At 73.4% G+C, this 23,917-nt stretch carries 19 protein-coding genes, 1 tRNA gene and 1 pseudogene; 15 read left to right on the plus strand and 6 right to left on the minus strand.

Features of this window, described 5'->3' with window-relative positions; genetic code table 11:
- Positions 1 to 310: 310 nt before the first annotated feature.
- Positions 311 to 1,759, minus strand: coding sequence for an MFS transporter (locus tag ACFOYX_RS26295; RefSeq protein ID WP_322442187.1), 1,449 nt, complete (start codon positions 1,757 to 1,759; stop codon positions 311 to 313).
- A 70-nt stretch (positions 1,760 to 1,829) separates the two neighbouring features.
- Positions 1,830 to 2,066 carry a hypothetical protein gene (locus ACFOYX_RS26300; protein WP_109805336.1) on the minus strand — a complete coding sequence of 79 codons (237 nt, stop codon included), beginning with the start codon at positions 2,064 to 2,066 and terminating at the stop codon, positions 1,830 to 1,832.
- A 138-nt stretch (positions 2,067 to 2,204) separates the two neighbouring features.
- On the opposite strand from ACFOYX_RS26300, the gene ACFOYX_RS26305 reads away from it, so the two are divergent.
- The gene (locus tag ACFOYX_RS26305) at positions 2,205 to 3,374 is read left to right on the plus strand and encodes a geranylgeranyl reductase family protein (RefSeq protein ID WP_322442188.1); all 1,170 of its coding nucleotides are present in this window, start codon (positions 2,205 to 2,207) and stop codon (positions 3,372 to 3,374) included.
- A 19-nt stretch (positions 3,375 to 3,393) separates the two neighbouring features.
- On the opposite strand, the gene ACFOYX_RS26310 is transcribed toward ACFOYX_RS26305, so the two are convergent.
- Entirely contained in the window at positions 3,394 to 4,428 is a 1,035-nt protein-coding gene (locus tag ACFOYX_RS26310) for an NAD(P)-dependent alcohol dehydrogenase (protein WP_322442189.1), read from the minus strand.
- A gap of 97 nt (positions 4,429 to 4,525) precedes the next feature.
- Between ACFOYX_RS26310 and ACFOYX_RS26315 the strand changes: the two genes are divergently transcribed.
- Positions 4,526 to 4,717, plus strand: a complete 192-nt coding sequence (locus ACFOYX_RS26315; protein WP_236648504.1) for a hypothetical protein — start codon at positions 4,526 to 4,528, stop codon at positions 4,715 to 4,717.
- A gap of 50 nt (positions 4,718 to 4,767) precedes the next feature.
- Here ACFOYX_RS26315 and ACFOYX_RS26320 read toward each other — a convergent pair whose 3' ends face one another.
- Positions 4,768 to 6,561, minus strand: a complete 1,794-nt coding sequence (locus ACFOYX_RS26320; protein ID WP_322442190.1) for a 5'-nucleotidase C-terminal domain-containing protein — start codon at positions 6,559 to 6,561, stop codon at positions 4,768 to 4,770.
- Positions 6,562 to 6,773: 212 nt separating this feature from the next.
- Here ACFOYX_RS26320 and ACFOYX_RS26325 point away from each other — a divergent pair, with 212 nt between their 5' ends.
- Entirely contained in the window at positions 6,774 to 7,676 is a 903-nt protein-coding gene (locus ACFOYX_RS26325; protein WP_322442191.1) for an SDR family oxidoreductase, read from the plus strand.
- A 25-nt stretch (positions 7,677 to 7,701) separates the two neighbouring features.
- Here ACFOYX_RS26325 and ACFOYX_RS26330 read toward each other — a convergent pair whose 3' ends face one another.
- Together ACFOYX_RS26330 and ACFOYX_RS26335 are read right to left on the minus strand one after the other, a co-directional pair.
- Positions 7,702 to 8,355, minus strand: a complete 654-nt coding sequence (locus ACFOYX_RS26330) for a nucleotidyl transferase AbiEii/AbiGii toxin family protein (protein WP_109805342.1) — start codon at positions 8,353 to 8,355, stop codon at positions 7,702 to 7,704.
- Positions 8,352 to 8,693 (minus strand): hypothetical protein, encoded by a 342-nt coding sequence (locus ACFOYX_RS26335; protein WP_109805343.1) that lies wholly within the window; start codon positions 8,691 to 8,693, stop codon positions 8,352 to 8,354. The genes ACFOYX_RS26330 and ACFOYX_RS26335 overlap by 4 nt, the downstream gene beginning before the upstream one ends.
- Before the next feature lie 452 nt (positions 8,694 to 9,145).
- On the opposite strand from ACFOYX_RS26335, the gene ACFOYX_RS26340 reads away from it, so the two are divergent.
- From ACFOYX_RS26340 to ACFOYX_RS26395, 12 genes and pseudogenes are all read left to right on the plus strand, one after another.
- Positions 9,146 to 9,736 carry an FMN-binding protein gene (locus ACFOYX_RS26340; RefSeq protein WP_322442192.1) on the plus strand — a complete coding sequence of 197 codons (591 nt, stop codon included), beginning with the start codon at positions 9,146 to 9,148 and terminating at the stop codon, positions 9,734 to 9,736.
- A 779-nt stretch (positions 9,737 to 10,515) separates the two neighbouring features.
- Positions 10,516 to 13,836: a formate dehydrogenase gene (gene fdh, locus ACFOYX_RS26345; protein ID WP_322442193.1), complete on the plus strand. Its 3,321-nt coding sequence runs from the start codon at positions 10,516 to 10,518 to the stop codon at positions 13,834 to 13,836.
- The gene (locus ACFOYX_RS26350; RefSeq protein WP_238454267.1) at positions 13,829 to 14,872 is read left to right on the plus strand and encodes a 4Fe-4S dicluster domain-containing protein; all 1,044 of its coding nucleotides are present in this window, start codon (positions 13,829 to 13,831) and stop codon (positions 14,870 to 14,872) included. The genes fdh and ACFOYX_RS26350 overlap by 8 nt, the downstream gene beginning before the upstream one ends.
- The gene (gene nrfD, locus ACFOYX_RS26355; RefSeq protein ID WP_322442194.1) at positions 14,869 to 16,185 is read left to right on the plus strand and encodes an NrfD/PsrC family molybdoenzyme membrane anchor subunit; all 1,317 of its coding nucleotides are present in this window, start codon (positions 14,869 to 14,871) and stop codon (positions 16,183 to 16,185) included. The genes ACFOYX_RS26350 and nrfD overlap by 4 nt, the downstream gene beginning before the upstream one ends.
- A 102-nt stretch (positions 16,186 to 16,287) precedes the next feature.
- Positions 16,288 to 16,383, plus strand: a pseudogene (locus ACFOYX_RS26360) (DNA-binding response regulator); the annotation flags it as partial.
- Between the two features lie 208 nt (positions 16,384 to 16,591).
- Positions 16,592 to 18,145 carry an OFA family MFS transporter gene (locus ACFOYX_RS26365; protein WP_322442195.1) on the plus strand — a complete coding sequence of 518 codons (1,554 nt, stop codon included), beginning with the start codon at positions 16,592 to 16,594 and terminating at the stop codon, positions 18,143 to 18,145.
- A 293-nt stretch (positions 18,146 to 18,438) separates the two neighbouring features.
- Positions 18,439 to 18,534 (plus strand) — tRNA-Sec (locus ACFOYX_RS26370).
- A 23-nt stretch (positions 18,535 to 18,557) separates the two neighbouring features.
- Complete coding sequence (gene selA / locus ACFOYX_RS26375; RefSeq protein ID WP_322442196.1) at positions 18,558 to 19,856, plus strand: L-seryl-tRNA(Sec) selenium transferase; 1,299 nt, start codon at positions 18,558 to 18,560, stop codon at positions 19,854 to 19,856.
- 1 nt (position 19,857) lies between these two features.
- Positions 19,858 to 21,621, plus strand: a complete 1,764-nt coding sequence (gene selB / locus ACFOYX_RS26380) for a selenocysteine-specific translation elongation factor (protein WP_322442197.1) — start codon at positions 19,858 to 19,860, stop codon at positions 21,619 to 21,621.
- Positions 21,622 to 21,675: 54 nt separating this feature from the next.
- Complete coding sequence (locus ACFOYX_RS26385; protein ID WP_089014379.1) at positions 21,676 to 21,873, plus strand: hypothetical protein; 198 nt, start codon at positions 21,676 to 21,678, stop codon at positions 21,871 to 21,873.
- 44 nt (positions 21,874 to 21,917) lie between these two features.
- Entirely contained in the window at positions 21,918 to 23,192 is a 1,275-nt protein-coding gene (locus ACFOYX_RS26390; RefSeq protein ID WP_322442198.1) for a hemolysin family protein, read from the plus strand.
- Between the two features lie 82 nt (positions 23,193 to 23,274).
- Positions 23,275 to 23,451, plus strand: a complete 177-nt coding sequence (locus ACFOYX_RS26395) for a hypothetical protein (RefSeq protein WP_322442199.1) — start codon at positions 23,275 to 23,277, stop codon at positions 23,449 to 23,451.
- Positions 23,452 to 23,917: the final 466 nt, after the last annotated feature.

The raw sequence follows: 23,917 nt of genomic DNA on the forward strand, positions 1-23,917 counted from the left end.
GCCCAGACGGTGCAGGTGTCGGCCTACCCGGACGCCTACGCCCAGTGGGAGCAGCAGGCCGCCGACATCGTCGCCCAGCACTGGAACAGCTGACCCAACCAAGCAACACGCAACAAGCAAGAAGCCGCTGGCCGGCACCCCGAGACAGGGGTGCCGGCCAGCGGCGTTTCCACGTACAGACACAAGACCGTGACCGCCGGGCGGACGGTGACCAACGTCAGGGCTGGGGGCGACCGTCCCCGGCGCAGGGATCAAGCCTGACCGCCCGAAGCCGGGGACGGCCGCCCCTAGGCCCCCACCGCAACCACGTTCACCGGGCCGGACCCCGATCCTCGCCGGCGATGTCGATCAGCGCCGCCACCAGGGCGAGCGTGATGATGCCGGTGGCCAGCAGCAGCGAGTGCCGGAAGGCCGTCGCCCAGTCGCCCCGGCTGCTGGCCAGCGAGGAGAAGAACAGCGACCCGACCGCCGCGATGCCGGCCGCCGAGCCGATCCGCTGGCCGGTCTGCAGCATGCCGGCCCCGCTGCCGGCCTGCGGCACCGGCACCTCCGCCAGGGTGAGCGTCTGGTTCGGTGCGATGACCAGGCCGCTGCCCAGCCCGGCGAGCAGCAGCGGCACCGCGGTCAGCAGCGGCACCGAGCTGGACGGCGAGCCGCGCAGCACCCAGACGGTGGCCACGAGTCCGATCACCACGACGAGCAGGCCGACGGCGACCAGGGGCCGGCCGTACCGGGTGACGACCCGGCCGCCCAGCGCCGACGCCACCGCCGAGCCCAGCGCGAACGGGGTGATCGCCAGGCCGGCGATGAGGGCGCTGTAGCCGAGCCCGTTCTGCAGGTAGAGGGTGAAGATGAAGAAGATGGCGGTGAACCCGCCGAAGTAGACCAGCGCGATCAGCGCCCCGAGGGTGTACGAGCGAAACCCGAACAGCCGCAGGTCGAACAGCGGCGGCCGGTGCCGGGCGTACCACCGCTCCCAGAGACCGAAGCCGATCAGGACGGCCAGGCCGGCCGGGATGAGCGCCCACTTCCACGGGGTGTGCCACTGCTCGCGTTGCACCAGCGGCAGGAGCACGAGGGTCACCCCTATCCCGAGCAGCAGCACCCCGACCGGGTCGAGGCGGTGCCGATCCTGCTGGCCGGTGGGGCGGGCCGGCAGCAGCCGCCAGCCGAGCAGCACCGCGACGATGCCCACCGGGACGTTGACGAAGAACACCCAGCGCCAGCCGTGCTCCGCACCGCCGAGCTGGATGAGCAACCCGCCGAGCAGCGGCCCGACGGCGGTGGAGATGCCGATGGTGGCGCCCAGCAGGCCGAACGCCCGACCGCGTTCCGCGCCCCGGAACAGCTGCTGGATCAGGCCGCTCACCTGCGGGTTCACGATTCCCGCCGCGGCGCCTTGCACCAGCCGGGCGGCGACCAGCCACTCCGGCGAGCGGGCCAGTCCGGCCAGCGCGCTGGTCAGGGTGAACAGCGCCACCCCGAGGACGAAGGCGTTCCGACGGCCCCGGGCGTCGCCGAAGCGTCCCGCGGGCACCAGCACCAGCCCGAAGGTGAGCGCGTACCCGGACAGCACCCACTGCAGATCGCTGGGCGTGGCGCCGAGCGCGCGGTCCATCGACGGTACGGCGACGTTGACGATGCTGACGTCGAGCAGCGTCATGAAGGCGGCGACCAGGCCGACGCCGAGCGCCTGCCAGCGCCTCCGGACGTCGTACCCGTCGGTGTCGGCCGGTGCCGACGACCGGTCCGCGCTCATGGTGCCCCCCGAAGGCCGACGATCACGCATTCCTGATCGCTACCCGGGCCCTCGAGGGGCAAACGGGACGTCACGCCATCTGGCGCGCACACCACCGCGGCCCGAAGTCCAGCCCCGCCATCGGGGAGTCCTCCCGGTGCAGCAGGCCCTTCTCGGTGAGCAGGTGCAGCGGCGCCTGCAGCTGCTCCTCGCTCATCCCGGTTTCCTGCGCGATCAGGTCGGGGTAGGGGACGTGCCCCCGGGTCTCCAGCGCGGTTACCGCCTGGTACACCCGTTCCTCGACCTCCGACAGTTGTACCTGCTGCATGGCTTTCCTCCTCGGCGTGACCCGCCCGGCCCGCGGGCGGCCTGCGCCCGGCGGTTACCCGACGGGTGTCCGTTGATGCCCACCCGATCGGGGAGTCGCGTCGGGCGTTGCGACGGTGGCGTGGCCTAGGCTGCACCCGTGATCGTCTGGGATCTCGCCGTCGTCGGAGCCGGCCCCGCCGGGCTCTCCGCGGCGCACGCCGCGGCCCGCGCCGGGGCCCGCACGCTGGTCGTCGAGCGCGCCACCCATCCCCGTTACAAGACCTGCGGGGGAGGGCTGATCGGCACGTCGCTGGCGGAGGTGGCCGACCGGATCGACGTGCCGGTGCACGACCGGGTCGACCGGGTGACGTTCACCCGGGACGGGCGGCGGGGCTTCACGCGCCGGCACGCCGCCGGGCCGCTGGTGGCCATGGTCCGTCGGGAGGAGTTCGACGAGCGGCTGCGGGCCGCCGCGGTCGCCGCGGGGGCCGAGGTCCGCGAGGGCGTCGCCGTCCGCGCGGTCGAGCAGGACCCCGACGAGGTACGCCTGCGGCTGGCTGACGGCGAGACGGTGCGGGCCCGGACCGTCATCGGCGCGGACGGCTCCTCGGGCGTCACCGCCCGCCACGTCGGCGTCCGGTACCGGCAGATCGACCTCGGGTTGGAGCTGGAGCTGCCGGTGCCGCCGGCGGAGCAGGAGCGCTGGCGGGGCCGGCTGCTGCTGGACTGGGGGCCCGTCCCCGGCTCGTACGCCTGGGTCTTCCCCAAATCTGACCGCCTGACGGTGGGGGTGATCGCCGCCCGCGGTAACGGGGAGCAGACCCGGGCCTACCTGCGCGACTTCGTGGACCGGCTGGGCCTGTCCGGGATGACCCCGGAGCACGACTCGGGTCACCTGACCCGCTGCCGGGCGGAGGACTCGCCAGTGCGCCGCGGCCGGGTGCTGGTCGCCGGGGATGCGGCGGGACTGCTGGAACCGTGGAGCCGGGAGGGGATCAGCTACGCGCTGCGGTCCGGGCGGCTGGCCGGGGCGGCGGTCGCCGCCGGTCACCTGGCCGGCTACGAGCGGGAGGTCGAGCGGCTCCTGGCGCCGTCCATGCGGGCCGGACACCGGCTGCTGGAGGTCTTCGAGCGGCGGCCGGACGTCTTCCACGGGCTGCTCGCCACCCCGGCCGGCTGGCGGATGTTCGTCCGGTTCTGCCAGGGCCGGGCCAGCTTCGACGAGACCCTCACCCGGCGGCCGGTCCGGGCGGCCCTGGCCCTGCTGGACCGCCTTCCCCCGGCCCGGCCGAGGGCGGTGGCGGGCGCCGGCGCGGCGGCCCGCTGAGCGACCCGCACCCGACCGGTCAGGGCACGATCACCGCCCGACCGTGGATCTCGCCCCGCCGCAGCAGGTCGTACGCCTCCGGGGCCCGATCCAGCGGAAAGATCTGCACGTCGGCCTGGAGCAGCCCGAGGCGGCCCAGCGCGATCACCTCCTGCAGCTCGGCCCGGGTGCCCCAGAACGGGATCTCCACGCTGGTCTCCAGCGGCAGGGTGGGCGGCTCGTCGGCGACGGGCCGGACGGGCAGCGTCCCGCCGGCGAGGCCGACCAGCATCACCCGACCCCCGGTGGCGACGACCTGGCGGGCGGTGGCGAGGGTGGGGTCCGCCCCGACGAAGTCGAGCACCACGTCCGCTCCGTCCGGCGCGGGGCCGACGTGGGCCCGGATCTTCTCCACCGTGTCCGGTCCGGCCTGCACCACATGGTGGGCGCCCAGCCGGGTGGCCAGGTCCAGCGCGGCCACGCTGGTGTCCACCGCAATGATCCGCACCGCCGTGGTGGCGACCAGGATCTGTACCGCCATGTGCCCGAGCCCGCCGATCCCGATGACCACGCAGGTCGTGCCGGGGCGCAGGTTCGGCCGGGCCAGCTCCACCGCGTGGTACGGGGTCAGCCCGGCGTCGGTGAGCGGGGCGGCCTGCTCCAGTTCCATGTCGCCGACGTGCAGCAGCCGGGACGCCGGCACCACCACGTGCTCGGCCAGCCCGCCGTCGCGGCTGAGCCCGATGCCACCCACCGGGACCACCCGGCACTGGTTCTCCAGCCCCCGCAGGCAGGCGCGGCAGCGGCCGCAGCCGATGATCCCGTACACCGCGGCGCGATCACCGGGCGACCAGCCGGTCACGCCGGCGCCGACCGTGTCCACCGTGCCCGCGATCTCGTGGCCGAGGATCATCGGCGTCGGGTACATCCCGGCGGGTGCGTCGAGGATGTGCAGGTCGGAGTGACAGGCGCCGACCGCGCTCACGCGCAGCAGCACGTCGCCCGGCCCGGCGGTCGGGGTGGGCACCTCCACCTGTTCCAGCACCCCGGGAGCGCTCATCCGTACCGCGCGCATGGTCGTCCTCCACCTCGTCGCCGACGGCCGTCGCGGCGGCTTACCCGGGCCCGTCAGGTTGATGCGGCGGCTGGACCGGCGGACGCACAATGCGGGTATGAGCGAGCCGGCCGAGTCGTTCACCGACGAGGAGTACGCGTTCCTGCGGCACGTGCGCTTCGGTGAGCTGCCGCCGCGGGTGGGCCCGGACGAGCGGGTCGAGTGCACCGAGACCGAACCCCGCCGGGACCGGCCCGAGCCGGCCGGCGGCCCCGACGAGTGGAACCTGCGCCTCGGCCCGGGCGGCTGAGACGCGGACGGGCCGCGGGTGGGAACCCGCGGCCCGTCGCACGGTACGGATCAGAAGACCGGCACGCCCTCGCGGACCAGCTTCCAGTTCGGCACGAAGAAGTCGGTCGGGTCGATCACGCCCTTGGCCTGCGCCCAGTCGATCAGCAGCTGGCGGATCTCTTGCTGCTGGTTGTAGACCTGGGTCTTCACGATGCCGGGGAAGTTGCCGCCACCGCTGCGCCGGTAGTTGTTCACCGCGATGACGAACTGCGCGTCGGCGGCGACCGGGGTGTCGGTGCCCGGCAGGACCAGGCGGGTGATCCGCTGGCCGACCGGCTTCGAGATGTCGATGTCGTAGTCGAGCCCGGAGATCACGTCGTAGTTGTAGTCCGGCACGGCCGGGTCGCTGATCGTGTTCGGGTCGACCGCCGCGCCCACCGGGAGCGTGACGAAGTACTTCGCCGAGTACTCCAGGTACGCCTTCACCTCGGCGCCGCTGAGCACCACGGCCTCGAGCGTGTTGTCGAAGACGTAGAGGCCCGCCACGTCGCGGATCCGCACGTCACCCTGCGGGAAGACGGCGGTACGGCTGAACGGCGCGGCGATCGACAGCACCGGCAGGCCCGCGTACGCCGTGCCGGCGAGCGCCGTGGTGACCACCTCGGTCTGCACGTGGTTGATGAAGTCCAGGATCGGGGTGTCCTTGTACCGCGACTCGGCGGCCGACAGCTCCACGCTGGACTGGGCGACGACCTGGTTGACGTAGCCGACCGTCTTGGCGTGTTGGCCGCGCACGGCGGCGAGCACCGCCGGGTCCTCCACCACGGTGTTGGTGTTCAGCATGGTGGCGGACTTGCTGACCACCTGCCACCGGCCATTGACCTTGGCGATGGTGAAGTCCATCCGGGTCAGCCGCTGACCCCACTTCGACGGTTCGGAGGTCAGCACCTGCGCGCCGGTGGCGGTGTTGGTGACGAACTTCTGCGCGACCTCGTTGTGCGCGTGGCCGAAGAGGATCGCGTCGATGCCCGGGACCTGCTCGGCGATCAGCGCCACCGGGTTCTCGTTCGGCAGCTCCGGACCGTAGCTGGAGGTGCCGCTGTCACCGCCGTGGGCGGAGATGATGACGAGGTCCGCGCCGCGCTCGCGCATGACCGGCACCCACTTGGCGGCCGTGGCGATCATGTCGGCGAAGACCAGCTTGCCTTCGACGTTGGCCTTGTCCCAGATGGCCACGCCGGGGTTGGTCAGGCCGAGGATGCCGACCTTGATGGTCGGGGAGTCGTAACCGCCGAGGGCGACCTTCTTGATCACGTACGGCAGGAAGGCCGGCTTGCCGGTCGCCTCGTTGATCGCGTTCGCCGCGAGGGCCGGGAAGCCGAGCTGGCCGATCCACTGCGCCAGCAGCGGCAGGCCGTAGTTGAACTCGTGGTTGCCCAGCGTGACGGCGTCGTACCGCAGGACGTTCATCGCGTTGGCCATCGGGTGCGTCTCACCGGTGGTGGTGATCGGCTCCTGCTTGGCGTAGTAGGTGGCCAGGGGGGTGCCCTGGATGGTGTCGCCGGCGTCGAGCACCAGCGTCGCCTTGCCCGTGCGCTCGGCACGGATCTGGTTGACCAGGGTGGCCAGCTTGGCGACGCCGACGTCGTTGTGCTTGCTGTCGTCGAACTCGGCGTCCTTGTAGTAGTCCCAGTTGTAGACGTTGCCGTGGGTGTCCGAGGTGCCCAGGACGGTCAGGTCCCAGGTCTTCGGGCCCTTCGACTCGGCCGCCCGGGCCGGCGCGCCGGCGATCAGGGGGGCGGTCGCGGCGGCGGCCGCGACGGCGAGCACCTGTCGGCGCGAGGCGCCGGAGGAGGAGGTCATGCGGTGCCTTTCCAAGGGGGTGGAGGCGCCTCGTGGGCGCCGTTGCGCACCATAGCGAGCCGCCGTCACTCCTGCCACTGCGGCCCGAGGTGTTCCACCACACCAGCGTCACCGGCCGCTCCCGTGTAACACGCCCGCCACCCCGCTGTCGTTTCCGCCCCTGGTGCCCGGGTAGGGGCGGAGCAGACCCGGACGACACGAGGGAGACCCCGGTGAGCGAGGACCAGTACACCCAGCAGGACCCCACCCGCCAGTACGGCCAGCAGCAGGGGCAGCCACCGCAGAAACAGCCCGCGCCGGGCTCGGAGCAGCGGATGGGACCGAAGCCGGACCACGGCGAGGAGTCGTACCGGGGCAGTGGCCGGCTCGACGGCAAGCGCGCGCTGATCACCGGGGGTGACTCGGGCATCGGCCGCGCCGTCGCCATCGCCTTCGCCCGGGAGGGCGCCGACGTGGTCATCTCCTACCTCGGCGAGGAGGAGGAAGCCGACGCCCGGGAGACCATCCGCCTGATCGAGGAGGCCGGCCGCCGGGGCGTCGCGGTCCGCACCGACCTGACCGACGAGAGCCACTGCCGCCAGTTGGTCGACCGGACGCTGGCCGACCTCGGCGGCATCGACATCCTGGTCAACAACGCGGCCTTCCAGATGTCGCAGGACAAGGGGATCGCCGGGATCAGCACCGAGCAGTTCGACCGCGTCTTCAAGACCAACGTGTACGCCATGTTCTGGCTCTGCAAGATGGCCGTCCCGCACCTGCCCGAAGGCTCGGCGATCATCAACACCTCGTCGATCCAGGCGTTCAACCCGTCGCCGCAACTGCTCGACTACGCCACCACCAAGGCGGCCATCGCCAACTTCACCAAAGCCCTCGCGCTGAACCTGGCCGACCAGGGCATCCGGGTCAACGCCGTCGCGCCCGGCCCGGTCTGGACCCCGCTGATCCCCGCCACCATGCCGGAGGAGAAGGTGAAGCAGTTCGGCACCGACACGCCGATGGGCCGCCCCGGGCAGCCGGCCGAGCTGGCCCCGGCGTACGTCTTCTTCGCCTCCCAGGAATCCAGCTACGTCACCGGTGAGATCCTCGGCATCACCGGCGGCAAGCTCACCAGGTGAAGTCCCGCCGGGCGGCCGCCGGCGGTCACCGGGGCCAGGCGGCCATCCGGCGCCGTACCTGGGCCACCTGGGCCGCGTCGAGCCCGTAGCGCGCGAACCGGCGGTCCGGCACCTGGTCCAGGTAGCGGCCGGCGGCGCGGACGTCATCGAGGTCCAGGGCCGGGTCGACCTGGCGGGCCAGCTTCAGCAGCTCCGCCACGTCGTAGTGGTCCAGCGCCGAGGACACGTCGATGTAGTCGCGCACCTCACGCCGATTGACCAGCGCGGCGGTCTTGTTCGCGACCAGGTCGCGGACGTCCATCACCGGGCCGAGGTCCATCACCACCGGACTGCGGTACCGGTCGAGGCGGGCCAGGCTCAACCGGATCCGTCGGCCGTCCCGGCTCACCACGAAGTCCCGCATGTCCCGGTCGAACCCGTCGAACAGTTCCCCGAGCTCGCTGTCCGGGTCGGCGTCCAGCACCTCGTAGCCGGCCCGCTCCAGCGCCGCGCGTACCCCGGCCGCCGCCGCGGCGGCCGCCCCCTCCACGTCCGCGAACAGGTCCACGTCCTCCGTCGGGCGGGTGACCAGGCCGTGCGCCGCCCACGCCACCCCGCCGCCCAGCACGAACCGGTGCGGCCCGGCGGCCGCCAGGGCCACCCGGGCCACCTCCCGGTAGAACTCGTGCAGGTGGGTCACGCGGTACGCAGGCCGCGGTGCCGGCTCTCCCACGCCACCCGTACGCCCCGCGGCAGGTTCAGCCGCCCCCACACCCGACGCAGCGTCCGCCCGTTGATCAGCGCCCGCAGGTCGTCGGTGCGGGTCGTCTCCCGCAGCACGTTCTCGTACATCCAGAGCAGGTCGTCCGGGTCACCCAGATCGAAGGCGCGCTCACTGCTCCACATCAGCCGGACCGGCAGCTCGACGATGCCCCGGGTGGGGCCGGTCAGCTCGGCGAGCGTGCGGGCCACCACGGCGGGGCGACCCGGTCGGGCCAGCGGGGCCACCGGGGTCGTCGTGGGGGAGAGCGCCTGCATGCTGTCAGGGTAACGCCAACTCGGGTTCCGGCCGGTTTCCGGTTGCCGGGTTTTGCCCTCTTCGCGGTCCGTTGGTGGTTGTGGCCTGCCGTGCCCTTCGGTTTGCTGATGGTTGTGGCCCGATGTGGCGGTGTCCGGTGCGCGCGGATACCACCAGGTACCGGAACTGGTGCGGGCTGTCCGGTTCGGGTCGCCCGACGGCTGCCCGGGTGGGTGCGATGTCCGGTTCGGGGGTGTGACCGGCGGCATCCCGGGGCCGGAATCGTGGCCGGGCCCGGGTCGTTACATTTTCGTACGACCGAGTACCTGGCCCGCACCCGGGGGCTGGTGCACCGGGCCCGGGTCGGAATGATGGCGGGGCCGCCGGTCGTTACATATGGTTCCGGCGCCGCGAAGAGGCCCCCGCCCCGCGGCTGAACACCGGGCAGAGACTTTCCCCCCTTTGCTTTTGAGTGCCTGACGCGGTGCTTGCGTCTGCCGCTGACCTCCATCGCGGTGACGCCAACCCCGAATGGAGCTTTGTCATGAACACGATGCTGCGTAAGAGCGTGCTGGATATGCGCAAGATCACTATGTGGTTCCTCGCCACGATCGCCGTGGTGGTACTTCTCTTCAGCTACCGGACGTCGACCGGACCCGACAGCTCGCCTTCGGCCGAGACCGTTGGCGGCGCAAGCGCGCCGGGCGTGGAGACCGGCCCCGGCGCGGCGGCGAAGCCCGGGACGTCACGCGGCACCGTCGCACGGTCCGGTTCGACCACCGTCGCCGACGGCCCGGTCGTGCAGACGAAGCGCGGGAACGTCCAGGTGCAGGCCCACCTCAGCGGCGGCCGGATCACCGAGATCACGCCGCTGACGGTGCCGAGCACGAACAACCGCTCCCGCGAGATCAACAAGCACGCGGTGCCCCAGCTGCGCACGGAGGCGCTCGCCGCGCAGAGCGCGCACATCGACGCGGTGTCCGGGGCGACGGCGACCAGCGAGGGCTACACGAATTCGCTCCAGGCCGCGCTGGACGGCGCTCAGTTCAAGGCCAAGCCGTGACCAGGCAGGCGTTCGTCGAGCACTGGAACAGCTGACCAATAGAGCAATACGCCGCTGGCCGGCACCCCCCACCGAGGGTGCCGGCCAGCGGCGTACCCACGCCTGCCTCAGGGCAGCGCGACCGGGTATGAGGCGGGGAGTGGCGGCAGTCACCGAAAGCGTGGAACAACCGGGGGTCGGGGTAGGTTGAGAAGGGTGTCGGTGTGTCCAGTGTCCCCGGGCCTCACCTAAATTGCCTTCGCGGAATACCGTTCGGCTGGAGCCGCGTCGCGCCACTCGCCGAGAGGCGACCTGCACACCGGCACCCGTTCCGCCCCCGGCTCCGGCCGGGGGCGGAATCGTTTTGCGCAACACGCCGTGGACCCCCGATGGACGGCCGCGGCGGCCCCGGGACGCTGCGGCGGACCAGGTCAGCCGTCAGGTGCGCGTCCACGCCGGTCTTGGCGAACACCGCGCCCGCTTCGGCGGTGAAGTTCCTCGTGGCGGTCGATCTCGAATAGGACCTCGTCCCCGTCCTCGGTGCGTAGGCGCATCAGCTCGGTTGCCACCACGACCTCCCGCCGGAGCGGATTCCGTCGAGGATCAACCACCGGTGGGACTCCCGGATTCGGATGCCTGACCGAAGAGAGCTTCGGCTTCGCGTTCCGGCCGTCGTGCTGACCGACCCGGCCCGGGCGGTCCCCGAACCGGGCCGGTCGGCCGCTCGGGTCGCGCGCCCCCCGTCGGCTGGCCTATGTTCAGAAGGTCAGCTTCCGCGAGCGGGGGAGGGGGTGTTCCGGTTGGGTCTCCGGACCTTCATCGAGGGTTGGCCGGTCTACCGGCAGCTCACCGGCACCGACCCGCTGGGCCGGGGCGCCGCGGCGCAGTCCGCCCGCTCGGCGGGCCTGACCGCCCGCACCGAGACCGCCGACAGCATGGCCCGCTCGGTCTGCCCGTACTGCGCCGTGGGCTGCGGGCAGCGGGTGTTCGTCTCCGACGGGCAGGTCACCCAGATCGAGGGCGACCCGGACAGCCCGATCTCCCGCGGCCGGCTCTGCCCGAAGGGGTCGGCCAGCAAGAGTCTGGTCACCAGCCCGCTGCGGCAGACCAAGGTCCGCTACCGCCGGCCGTACAGCACGGAGTGGGAGGACCTGGAGCTCGACGTCGCGCTCGACATGATCGCCGACCGGGTCCTCGCCGCCCGCGACGAGACCTGGGAGGACGTCGACGACGCCGGCCGGCCGCTCAACCGCACGCTGGGCATCTCCAGCCTGGGCGGGGCGACGCTGGACAACGAGGAGAACTACCTCATCAAGAAGCTGTTCACCGCGATGGGGGCACTCCAGATCGAGAACCAGGCCCGGATTTGACACTCCGCCACCGTCCCCGGTCTGGGGACCAGCTTCGGTCGCGGCGGCGCGACGGACTTCCAGCAGGACCTGGTCAACGCTGACGTCATCGTCATCCAGGGCTCCAACATGGCCGAGGCCCACCCGGTGGGCTTCCAGTGGGTGATGGAGGCGAAGAAGCGCGGCGCCAAGGTCTTCCACGTCGACCCCCGGTTCACCCGGACCAGCGCGCTGGCCGACACGTACCTGCCGATCCGGGCGGGCACCGACATCGCGCTGCTCGGCGGCGTGGTGCGGTACATCCTGGACAACGAGCTGGACTTCCGGGAGTACGTGCTGGCGTACACCAACGCGGCCACCATCGTCAGCGAGCAGTTCGCCGACACCGAGGACCTCGACGGGCTCTTCTCCGGCTACAACCCCGAGACCGGCTCGTACGACCAGACCAGCTGGCAGTACGAGGGGCACGGGAATCACACCCGGGCCAGGGGAACGGGCAAGGAGCGGGAGACCGCGGCCGGGCTGGAGCACGAGTCGCACGGCGCGCCGGTGGCGGCGGAGACGCACCGGGACGAGACCCTGCGGCACCCCCGCTGCGTCTACCAGATCCTCAAGCGGCATTTCGCCCGCTACACCCCGGAGATGGTCGAGCGGGTCTGCGGCATCCCCCAGGAGAAGTTCCTGGAACTCGCCCGGGCCTGGACTGAGAACTCCGGCCGGGAGCGGACCGGGGTGCTCGTCTACTCGGTGGGCTGGACCCAGCACAGCGTCGGCGTGCAGTACATCCGCACCGGCGCGATCATCCAGACCCTGCTGGGCAACATCGGGCGGCCGGGCGGTGGCATCCTGGCGCTGCGCGGGCACGCCAGCATCCAGGGCTCCACCGACATCCCGACGCTGTTCAACCTGCTGCCCGGCTACCTGCCGATGCCGCACCACGCCGAACACCCGACTTTCGCGAGGTGGGTGGACAGCATCCGCCACCCCGGCCAGAAGGGCTTCTGGGGCAACTCGCGGGCCTTCGCGGCCAGCCTGCTCAAGGCGTACTGGGGTGACGCGGCCACGCCGGAGAACGACTTCTGCTACGGCTACCTGCCCCGGATGACCGGCGACCACGGGACGTATCAGCAGGTGCTGAACATGATCGACGGCCACGTGAAGGGCTACTTCCTGCTGGGCCAGAACCCGGCGGTCGGCTCGGCGCACGGCAAGGCCCAGCGCCTGGGCATGGCCAACCTCGACTGGCTGGTCGTCCGCGACCTGTTCCTGATCGAGAGTGCCACGTTCTGGAAGAACAGCCCGGAGATCGCCACCGGCGAGATCGTGCCGGAGGAGTGCCGCACCGAGGTGTTCTTCCTGCCCGCCGCCTCGCACGTGGAGAAGGAGGGCACCTTCACCCAGACCCAGCGGCTGCTGCAGTGGCGGGAGAAGGCCCTCGACCCGCCGGGTGACTGCCGCTCCGAGCTGTGGTTCTTCTACCACCTCGGCCGGGTGTTGCGGGAGAAGCTGGCCGCCTCCACCAAGCCGCGGGACCGGGCGCTGCTCGACCTCGCCTGGGACTACCCGACCCGCGGCGAGTACGCCGAGCCGAGCGCCGAGGCGGTGCTCAAGGAGATCAACGGGTACGAGGTGGCCACCGGGCGCCCGCTCGGCGGCTTCGCCGAGGCCAAGGACGACGGATCGACGGCGATCGGCTGCTGGATCTACAGCGGCGTCTACGCCGACGGGGTCAACCAGGCCGCGCGCCGGAAGCCCGGGCACGAGCAGAGCTGGGTCGCCCCCGAATGGGGCTGGGCCTGGCCGGCCAATCGGCGCACCCTCTACAACCGCGCCTCCGCCGACCCGCAGGGCCGGCCGTGGAGCGAGCGGAAGAAGTACGTCTGGTGGGACGCGGAGAAGGGCGAGTGGACCGGCTACGACGTGCCGGACTTCGAGAAGACCAAGCCGCCGACGTTCCGGCCGGCGGACGACGCCTCGGGGCCGGAGGCGCTCGCCGGGGACGACCCGTTCGTGATGCAGGGCGACGGCAAGGCCTGGCTCTTCGCGCCGCGCGGAGTGCTCGACGGGCCGTTGCCGACGCACTACGAGCCGGCTGAGTCGCCGATGCGCAACCCGATGTACGGCCAGCAGGCCAACCCGACCCGCAAGGTGTACGACCACCCGGTGAACCGGATGAACCCGAGCCCGCCGGAGGAGCACAGCGACGTCTTCCCGTACGTCTTCACGGTCAGCCGGCTCACCGAGCACCACACCGCGGGCGGCATGAGCCGCACGGTGCGGCCGCTCGCGGAGTTGCAGCCGGAGATGTTCGTGGAGGTGTCCCCGGAACTGGCCGCGCAGGTCGGGCTCGCACACCTGGGTTGGGCGCACCTGGTCAGCGGCCGGGCGGTGATCGAGGCGAGGGTGCTGGTGACCGACCGGCTCACCCCGCTGTGGGTGGACGGCCGGGTGATCCACCAGCTCTGGCTGCCGTACCACTTCGGCACCGAGGGCCTGGTCACCGGCGACTCGGCCAACGACCTGTTCGGCATCACCCTGGACCCGAACGTGCTCATCCAGGAGAGCAAGGTCGGCACCTGTGACGTCCGGCCCGGCCGCCGGCCCACCGGCCCGGCCCTGCTCGACCTGGTCGCCGAGTACCAGCGCCGGGCCGGGATGACCGCCGACCGGCGGGTGCCGATCGTCACCACCGACGCGGCCGGCGGGGACGCGGCCGGCAACACCGACGAGCGGTCCGCCGAGGCGGCGCGGGACGGGGGCGGGGATGCCTGACGCCAACAGCCTCTACGGCCCGCTCGACCCGGCGCCGGACGCCGGCTGGGTCGAGGCCGGCCCCCGGGTGGGCTTCTTCACCGACACCAGCGTCTGCATCGGCTGCAAGGCGTGCGAGGTGGCCTGCAAGGAGTGGAACGACGTCCCGGCGTCCGGCTTCGACCTGCTCGGCATGTCGTACGACAACACCGGCGCGCTCACCGCCAACTCCTGGCGGCACGTGGCCTTCATCGAACAGCCCCGCCCGGCCGGGCACCGCACCCCGCCGTTCGACGGCAACCCCACCGGGGCGGCGGTGAGCCCGGCCACCGCGGCGGTCGCCGCCGGGGTGGGCAACGACACCGGCACCGATCCCGGCGTGCCGCCCGGTGAGCCGCGGGCCGCCGCCCGGATGGCCGCCGGTCCGGAGTTCCTCGGCCTGCCGGGCGCCCAGCCGCCTGGCCGGGGCACCGGCGCCGAGTCGCGCACCGACTTCCGCTGGCTGATGATGTCGGACGTCTGCAAGCACTGCACCCACGCCGCCTGCCTGGACGTCTGCCCGACCGGGTCACTGTTCCGCACCGAGTTCGGCACAGTGGTGGTGCAGGAGGATATCTGCAACGGTTGCGGCTACTGCATCTCCGCCTGCCCGTACGGGGTCATCGACCAGCGCAAGGGCGACGGCCGGGCGTGGAAGTGCACGCTCTGCTACGACCGGCTCGGCGCCGGCATGACCCCGGCCTGCGCCCAGGCCTGCCCCACCGAGTCGATCCAGTTCGGGCCGCTGGACGAGCTGCGCGAGCGGGCCGCCCAGCGGGTCACCACGCTGCACGAGCGGGGCGTGCCGGAGGCCCGGCTCTACGGCCACGACCCGACCGACGGCGTCGGCGGGGACGGCGCGTTCTTCCTGCTCCTCGACGAGCCGGAGGTCTACGGACTGCCGCCGGACCCGCTGGTCACCACGCGGGACCTGCCGAAGATGTGGAAGCGGGCCGGGCTGGCCGCCCTGGCCATGGCGGCGGCGGCCGTCGCCGCGTTCGTCGGAGGTTCATCGTGAGTCCGGACCGTGCCCCGGTGGGCGACCTGTTCCGCCGCTTCCGGGAGCGGCTCGCGGCCGAGGGTCCGGAGCGCTTCGGCGGGCCGGGCGCGCGGGCGGGCCACGGCGCCAAGGTGAGCCCGGCGCCGGGCGGGCAGCTGAACGGCGGCGGCCCGGGCGGGCCGGTGCCGGCGGGCCAGGAGAGCGAGAGCCGGGCCACCGCTGTGGGGGCCGGCGTGGCGCGCACCGACGCCGGCGCGGCCGAGGTCGGGCTGGCGCCGCACCCGCCCCGCGAGGTCGAGCCGGTCGAGCGACCGCGCCGGCGGGGCCGCAAGGGTGGCGGCGGGGAGCAGCTGAACGTGCCGCCTGCCGAGTTCACCTCCTACTACGGCCGTCCCATCCTCAAGGCGCCGGTGTGGAAGTGGGACATCGCGGCGTACCTCTTCACCGGGGGCCTGGCCGCCGGGTCGTCGATGCTGGCCGCCGGCGGGCAGCTCACCGGGCGGCCGGCGCTGCGCCGCGCCGGCCGGGTCACCTCCCTGGCCGCGGTCAGCGCCAGTGCGTACTTCCTGATCAACGACCTCGGCAAGCCGAGCCGGTTCCACCACATGCTGCGGGTGGCGAAGCTGACCTCGCCGATGTCGGTGGGCACCTGGATCCTCACCGTGTTCGGCCCGGCCGCAGGGGTCGCCGCGGTCGCCGAGGCCGCGCCCTGGCTGCCGGAACGCGGCGTGCTCGGGCTCGCCCGGCGGCTGCTGCCACCCGTCGGGCAGGCCGCCGGGCTGCTCGCCGCGACGACCGCGCCGGCGCTGGCGACGTACACCGGGGTGCTGCTCGCCGACACGGCGGTGCCCTCCTGGCACGAGGCGTACCCGGAACTGCCGACCGTCTTCGCGGGCAGCGCCCTGGCCAGCGGCGCTGGCGTCGGACTGATCGCCGCACCGCCGGCGCAGGCCGGCCCGGCCCGGCGCATGGCGGTGGCCGGCGCGGCCCTGGAGCTGTGGGGTTCGCACCGGGTGGAGAACCGGCTCGGCCTGCTCAGCGAGCCGTACGCCGTCGGCAGCGCCGGCCGGCTGCTGCGGACCGGGCGGGCGTTGACCGCCGCCGGGGTGGCCGGCGCGCTGGTCGGCCGGCGCAGCCGGGCGCTCTCCGCGCTCTCCGGCGGCGCGCTGCTGGCTGCCGCCGTGTGCACCCGGTTCGGCATCTTCCACGGCGGGGTCGCCTCCGCGAAGGACCCGAAGTACACCGTGGTGCCGCAGCGGGAGCGCGCACGGCAGCGCGACGGGCAGACACCAGACGACAGCGGGCCGGGCGCCGGCCCGAATCCGGGGTAGCCACGCATCAGGCGCCAGGCCCATGAGCCGATACGGGGGTTCAGCTCATGGCCACAACAACCGCGGGTCCGCGGGGAAACCGACAACCGACGCGGGGCCGGTGGGGTCGTCACGGTCAAGACCCACATCACCAGCCTGATGACCGAGACCAGCAGCCCCAACCGGGTACGCCTGGCCCTGTTCGCCCGTGGTGCCTGAGCGGCGCTCCTCGCTCGGCAGACCCCCCGCGCCCCGCGAGTGGAGGTGGGCCCGCCTCATCGTCCGCTGCCCTGCACCGGCTCGCTCCGGCCGCGCCTGGGTTTGATCCGACCCGGTTCGGGTAGGCCGCCGCACATTTCAGTGGGATACGTGCCCACGCCTGTCGCACTGCGGATACCCAATGATTCGCAGGAGGGGGAACATACCCATGTTGTCGGTGCTCGACCCCCGCCATACCGTCGCCCCTCCCGGATACAGTCGCTGGCTCATTCCGCCGGCGGCGCTGGCGGTGCATCTGTGCATCGGGCAGGTCTACGCGACCAGCGTCTACAAGAACTCCCTCATCGCGTATTTCGGGGCCAGCCAGACGGCTATCGGGATCATCTTCAGCATTGCCATCGTCATGTTGGGGCTTTCCGCGGCGGTCGGCGGCACGTGGGCGGAGCGCAGCGGACCCCGCAAGACGATGTTCACCTCCGCGTGTTTCTGGGCAGCGGGTTTCCTGGTCGGGGCGCTCGGCATCGCCACCAAGCAGCTCTGGCTGCTTTACCTCGGCTACGGGGTGATCGGCGGCATCGGACTCGGCCTCGGCTACATCTCGCCGGTCTCCACCCTGATCAAGTGGTTCCCGGACCGGCCCGGCCTCGCCACCGGCATGGCCATCATGGGCTTCGGCGGCGGCGCGATGCTTGCCAGCCCGGTCTCCCGTCAGCTGCTTTCGCTCTACGATCCTGGCTTCCACCCCATCAACGCCGGTGCGGTGGCCTCGGGCAGCGCGCTGGTACGGCTCTTTCTCACGCTCGGCGTCGGCTACTTCCTGATCATGATGCTCGGCGTGCTGAACGTGCGGGTTCCCCCACCCGGCTGGCGCCCGGCCGGGTTCGATCCCGCCTCGGTCCGGGCCAAGCCACTGGTCACCACGGCGAGCGTGTCCGCGGCGAACGCGATCCGCACGCGCTCGTTCTGGCTGCTCTGGATCGTGCTGTTCACCAACGTGACCGCCGGCATCGGCATCCTGGAGCAGGCCGCCCCGATGATCCAGGACTTCTTCCGGGACAACGGCGTGTCGGCCGTCTCGATCGCGGCGGCGTCGGGTTTCGTGGGCGTGTTGTCGCTGTTCAACCTGGCCGGGCGGTTCGTGTGGTCGTCGACGTCCGACATGATCGGCCGCAAGCCGATCTACGTGGCCTACCTCGGCCTCGGCATGGTGCTCTACACCCTGCTCGCGCTGGTCGGACACACCGCCACGGTGGTGTTCGTGCTGCTGGCCGGCATCATCATCTCCTTCTACGGCGGCGGCTTCGCCACCATCCCCGCCTACCTGCGCGACCTGTTCGGCACTCACCAGGTGGGCGCCATTCACGGCCGGCTGCTCACCGCCTGGTCCGCCGCCGGCGTGGCCGGGCCGCTGATCGTCAACGGCGTCCTCGACGCCCAGGGCAAACCGGGCACGTTCACCGCTTCGGCGTACCGGCCGGCGCTGTTCACCATGGTCGCCGTGCTGGCCGTCGGATTCATCGCCAACCTGCTGGTCCGCCCCGTCCCGGAACGTTTCCACGAACCGGACACTGGCGGAGCGGTTCCCGTAGCGCCCGCCGAACGGACCGACCCCGTCGCCCTGCGGCCGGAGAGCCGGCCCCCGGCCAACGCCGTGGTCCCGCAGCAGGCCCGGCTCTGGATATCGTGGGCGCTGGTCACCGTGCTGCTCGGCTACGGCGTGGTACAGACCGTCATCACCGCCGCGAAGCTGATCACCGAGTGATCGCCGCTCCCGTCACGCGACCCGTCCGCTCCAGCAGCTGCCGCCCACGCACCCGCCTCCGCCGCCGGGGATGCGCAGGAACGCCTCAGGTAGCGCAGCGCGTCGTACCGCCGGGCGTCGGCACGATCGCACCGCCCATGCCGGAGCGGGTTGCTGCTGCCGCCGATCACCCGCCTGGCGACCAGCCCGGGCAAGCCGCGGCCGCCCTTCGGGACGTCGGGGCCCTGAGCCGGGCCGGCGCGGTCACTCCCTTCGCCCGGCGGATGGAGATCATATGTGGTTGACTGCTGGGCGGAGGCGTTCAGGCGGCTGGTGCCCCTCCCGGTCTTCAAAACCGGTGTGGTCCGGGACCCGGGCCAGGCGGGTTCGATTCCCGTCCGTCTCCGCCAAAGCAGGCGCAGGGAGATGACGCATGCCCGACGGCACGGCCGATCCGCGTCGGCGGGTGCCACGCACCGACGCGCTGCTCGCCGATCCGGCGTTCGCCGCCGCCGCCGGCACGCTCGGCCGCGACCGGGTCAAGGCCGCGATCGTCCGCGCGCAGCAGCGCGCCCGCCGCGGCGACATCACCCCCCAAGCGGTACGCGACGCGGCGCTGGCCGACCTGCCGGCGCCCGCGCCCCGGGCGGTGCTGAACGCCACCGGCGTCGTGCTGCACACGAACCTCGGCCGGGCGCCGCTGTCGGCCGCCGCGGTCGAGGCGATGGTCGCCGCCGCCGGACACACCGATGTGGAGCTGGACCTGCGCACCGGCCGCCGGGCCCGCCGCGGCCGGGACACCCTCGACGCGCTCGCCGCCGCCGTGCCCGACGCGGCGGCCGTGCACGTGGTCAACAACGGCGCCGCCGCGTTGGTGCTCGCCGCCACCGCCCTCGCCGCCGACGCGGAGATCGTGGTCAGCCGCGGCGAGCTGGTCGAGATCGGCGACGGGTTCCGCCTGCCCGACCTGCTGGAGAGCACCGGCGCGCGGCTGCGCGAGGTGGGCACCACCAACCGCACCACCCGTGCCGACTACGCCGCCGCGATCGGCCCGCGCACCGGCTTCGTCCTCAAGGTCCACCCGTCGAACTTCGTGGTCACCGGCTTCACCTCGGCCGTGCCGGTACGCGAGCTGGCCACCCTCGGCGTGCCGGTGGTGGCCGACATCGGCTCCGGGCTGCTCGCCCCCGACCCGCTGCTGCCCGACGAGCCGGACGCCGCCAGCACCCTGCGCGCCGGCGCCGCGCTGGTCACCGCCAGCGGCGACAAGCTGCTCGGCGGTCCGCAGGCCGGGCTGCTGCTCGGCGACGCCGCCCTGGTCGAGCGGCTGCGCCGGCACCCGCTGGCCCGGGCCCTGCGGGTGGACAAGCTCACCCTGGCCGCCCTCGCCGCGACCCTGCACGCCCCGACCACCCCGACCCGGGACGCCCTGCACGCCGACCCGGCCGTGCTGCGCGAGCGCGCCGAGCGGCTGCGCGACCAGCTCGGCGCCGACGGCCGCAAGGCCGAGGTGGTGCCCTGCGCCGCCGTGGTCGGCGGTGGCGGCGCCCCCGGCGTCGAACTCGAGTCGTGGGCGCTGAGCCTGCCCGAGCGGTACGCCGAGCCGCTGCGCACCGGCGAACCCCCGGTGCTCGGCCGGGTGCTGCACGGCCGCCTCCTGCTCGACCTGCGCTGCGTGCCGGCCGACGCGGACGCGGCGATCCGGGCGGCCGTCCTGCGGGTGGGCGACTGACGTGTGGGTCGTCGCCACCGCCGGACACGTCGACCACGGCAAGTCCACCCTGGTCCGGGCGCTCACCGGGATGGAACCCGACCGCTGGGCCGAGGAACGCCGCCGCGGCATGACCATCGACCTGGGTTTCGCCTGGACCACGCTGCCCTCCGGCGGCACCATCGCCTTCGTCGACGTGCCCGGACACGAGCGGTTCGTGCCGAACATGCTCGCCGGGGTCGGGCCCGCGCCGGCCGCGCTGCTCGTGGTCGCCGCCGACGAGGGCTGGATGCCGCAGTCGGCCGAGCACCTGGCCGCGCTGCACGCGCTCGGGGTGTCGTACGGCCTGCTGGCGGTGACCCGCGCGGACCTCGCCGACCCCGGACCGGCGCTGGCGCAGGCCCGGGCGGAGATCGCCGCCACCTCCCTGGGCGAGGTGGAGGCGGTGGCGGTCAGCGGCGCGACCGGTGCCGGCCTGCCCGACCTGCGGGCCGCCCTCGACCGGCTGGTCGCCCGGCTGCCCGCCCCGGCGCCGGCGGCCCCGGTCCGGCTCTGGGTGGACCGCTCGTTCACGATCAAGGGCAGCGGCACGGTGGTCACCGGCACCCTGGGCGGCGGCCGGTTGCGCGTCGGCGACCAGCTCGAACTCGCCGCCACCGGCGAACCGGTCCGGGTCCGCGGCCTGCACTCCCTGAACGCCGCGCAGCAGCGGGTGGACGCGGTGGCCCGGGTCGCGGTGAACCTGCGCGGGATGTCCCGGGACCGGATCGCCCGCGGCGACGCGCTGCTCAGCCCCGGCCGGTTCCGACTGACCGACCTGCTGGACGTGCGGCTCGCCGGGGACCCGGCCGGCGACCTGCCGGCCACCCTCACCCTGCACGTCGGCTCGGCCGCGGTGCCCGCCCGGGTACGACCGCTGGGCCCCGACACGGCACGGCTGCGGCTGGCCCGCCCGCTGCCGCTGCTGATCGGCGACCGGGCGCTGCTGCGCGACCCGGGCCGGCACCACGTCGCCGGCGGGGTGACCGTGCTGGACGTCGCCCCGCCACCGCTGCGCCGACGCGGCGCGGCGACCGCCCGGGCGGCGGTCCTGGCCGGGCTGGACGGCCGGCCCGACCTGGCCGGGGAGCTGTGCCGCCGGGCCCTGGTCCGGGCCGGCGAGCTGACCCGGATGGGCGTGCCGGTCACCGTCGCGCCGGTGGCCGGGGACTGGCTGGCCGACCCGGAGCACTGGCGCCGGCTCGGCGGCCGGCTCACCGAGGAGGTCACCCGGTACGCCCGGGAGCATCCGCTCGAACCCGGCGTGCCGGTGGACGTACTGCGCCAGCGCCTCGCCCTGCCCGACCGGGCCCTGGTGGAGGCGCTGCTCCGGCCGCCGCTGCGGCTGCGCGCCGGCCGGGTCACCGCGACGTCGGTCGACGCGCTGCCGGAGCCGGTGGCCCGGGCCGTGGACCGGGTCCGCGCCGAGTACGGCGACCGGCCCTTCCAGGCCCCGGAGACGCACCGCCTGGCCGACCTGGGGCTGGGGCCCCGGGAGATCGGCGCGGCCGTGCGGGCCGGCGCCCTGCTCAAGCTCGCCGACAACGTGGTGCTGCTCCCCGGCGCGCTCGACGACGCCGTGCGGGTCCTCGCCCGCCTGCCGCAGCCGTTCACCCTCAGCGCGGCCCGGCAGGCCCTGGACACCACCCGCCGGGTCGCCGTGCCGCTGCTGGAGCTGCTGGACCGGCGGGGCGCCACCCGCCGGCTGCCCGACGACGCCCGTGAGGTGGTCGCCCCACCGAGCTGACCGGCGCGGACGAAGACGGCCCGGCCGGCGGGCGCGGTCGCCTACGGTGACGCCATGGACCCTTCGGCGGTCTGGCGGGACAAGCAGCACCGGTGGCGGATCGAGGCGTACCGGGCGCCGGATCTGCGCTTCGCGATCTTCGCCACCAACGGCACCACGGAGTCGGCGCCGCTGTGGCTGTTCGGGATGGCCGCGCTGGCCCGGTGGCTGATGACCCACGCCATCTCCCTGGACGACCTGGAGAACGACTGACCGGGTGCCCCGGCGGGGCGTGCGGTGGAGCGGGAGGGGGTGTGATGGCGGGTCAGGTCGCCCTGGTGGCCGTCCTGGTGCTGGTCAACGCGGCGCTGTCCGGCAGCGAGATGGCGCTGGTGACGCTGCGCGAGGGGCAGCTGCGCCGGCTGGGCCGCTCGGGTCGTAGCGGCGTCCGGCTGGTCCGCCTGGTCCGGGAGCCGAACCGCTACCTGGCCACCATCCAGCTCGGCATCACCCTGGCCGGCTTCCTCGCCTCGGCGGCGGCCGCGGTGTCGCTGGCCGAGCCGCTGGTCGGGCCGCTGGGCTTTCTCGGCGGCGCGGCGCAGCCGGTGGCGGTGCTGCTCGTGACGGTGGTCCTGACCTTCGTCACCTTGGTGGTGGGCGAGCTGGCGCCGAAGCGGCTGGCGATGCAGTGGGCGGAACGGTGGGCGCTGCTCAGCGCCGGTCCGCTGGACCTGCTGGGCCGGCTGTCCCGGCCGGCGGTGTGGCTGCTCAGCCGGAGCACCGACGTGCTGGTCCGGCTGGCCGGCGGCGATCCCCGGGCCCGCCGCGAGGAGGTGACCGAGGAGGAGTTGCGCGAGCTGCTGGTCAGCCAGCGCGGCCTCTCCGCCCAGCAGCGGGAGATCCTCTCCGGGGCGTTCGACATCGCCGGCCGGACGCTGCGGGAGATCCTGGTCCCGCGCCGGGACGTGACGGTCGTGCCGGCCTCGGCGCCGGCCCCGGAGGCGATGCGGCGACTGGCCACCGCCGGCCGGTCCCGGGCCCCGGTGGTCGGGCCGGGCGGCCTGGACGACGTGTGCGGCGTACTGCACATCCGCGACCTGGTCGACGCCGGTGCCGCCACCGCCGGCGAGCGCGCCCGGCCGCCGTTGCTGCTACCCGGGACGCTGCCGGTCGCCGACGCGATGCGCCAGTTCCGCCAGCGTCACGAGCAGATCGCCCTGGTGGTCGACGAGCACGGCGGGGTCGACGGCCTGGTGACCATGGAGGACCTGCTCGAGGAGGTCGTCGGCGAGCTCTACGACGAGACCGACCGGGACGTGCGCGGGGTGGTCCGGGAGCCGGACGGCGCGCTGCTGCTCTCCGGCGACTTCCCGCTGCACGACCTGCCGGACGTCGGCGTGCGGCTGACCTTCCCGCTGTCCCGGGAGTACACCACGATCGCCGGCCTGGTGTTGGCCCGGCTGGGCCGGGTGCCCGACGGGCCGGGGGAGACGGTGCGCCTGCCCGGGCTCACCGTCACGGTGCTCGAGGTGGCCGATCGGGCGGTGCGCCGGGTGCGGCTGCGCGGCCCGGCCGCGGGCCGGCCGGAGTGACCCCGGACGGGGGAATCGGCCGGAAAAGGCCGCAGCACGGGCGGGGACGGGCCGTACCGTCCGGAATGTGAAGGACCGAGGCATGCGGACGTTCATCGCCTTGCTGGCCGGGCTCGCGGTGATCTACTTCGGCGCCACCGGGCACCGCAGCAGCGGCGAGGAGGGCGCCGGGATCTCCGGCGGCGTGGTGCTGCTCGCCCTGGGCGCGGCGCTGCTGGCGTGGCACCTCACCAAGCCGCCGGCGGGGCCGGCCAAGTGAGCGTCTCTGGTTCCCTATGTGATCCTCGGCGAGCCGGACATCCGGCTGGCGCTACCGTCCCGGTCGGTGACGGGGGTGGCGTGCACGTGGCGGTGGAAGCCGCGACCGAGGGTTGCCCCGCGGACCTGGTGAGGGTGTCGCGGGGTGGTGGTGGGAACCGTGTGCGGCACCTGGCTGACCGGCCCTTTCGGGTTGGTCTCCTGGGGTGTCCGTCCCGCCGGACGCTGACCGGCAGATCGCGATGGGGAGTCTGCCGGGGCGGGAACCTGCCGTCGCAAGGGCAGCAGGCGTGAGGTCTTGACCGTTGCAGGTCGGATCTGCTTCGGGGTGGGTACGGTTTTGCGTCGATCCCGCGCCGGCCGGATCGTGGCGGCTCGGGTTGGTCGACGTGTCTGGTGGCGGACCGGTGTGTCGGTGGCGGTCCGGATCGCGGCGTTGCCGTTACGGCCGCGGCGGGTGTTGGCCT

Origin of the sequence: Micromonospora sp. GCM10011541 (assembly GCF_042650725.1) — a bacterium.
Taxonomy (GTDB): domain Bacteria; phylum Actinomycetota; class Actinomycetes; order Mycobacteriales; family Micromonosporaceae; genus Micromonospora; species Micromonospora sicca.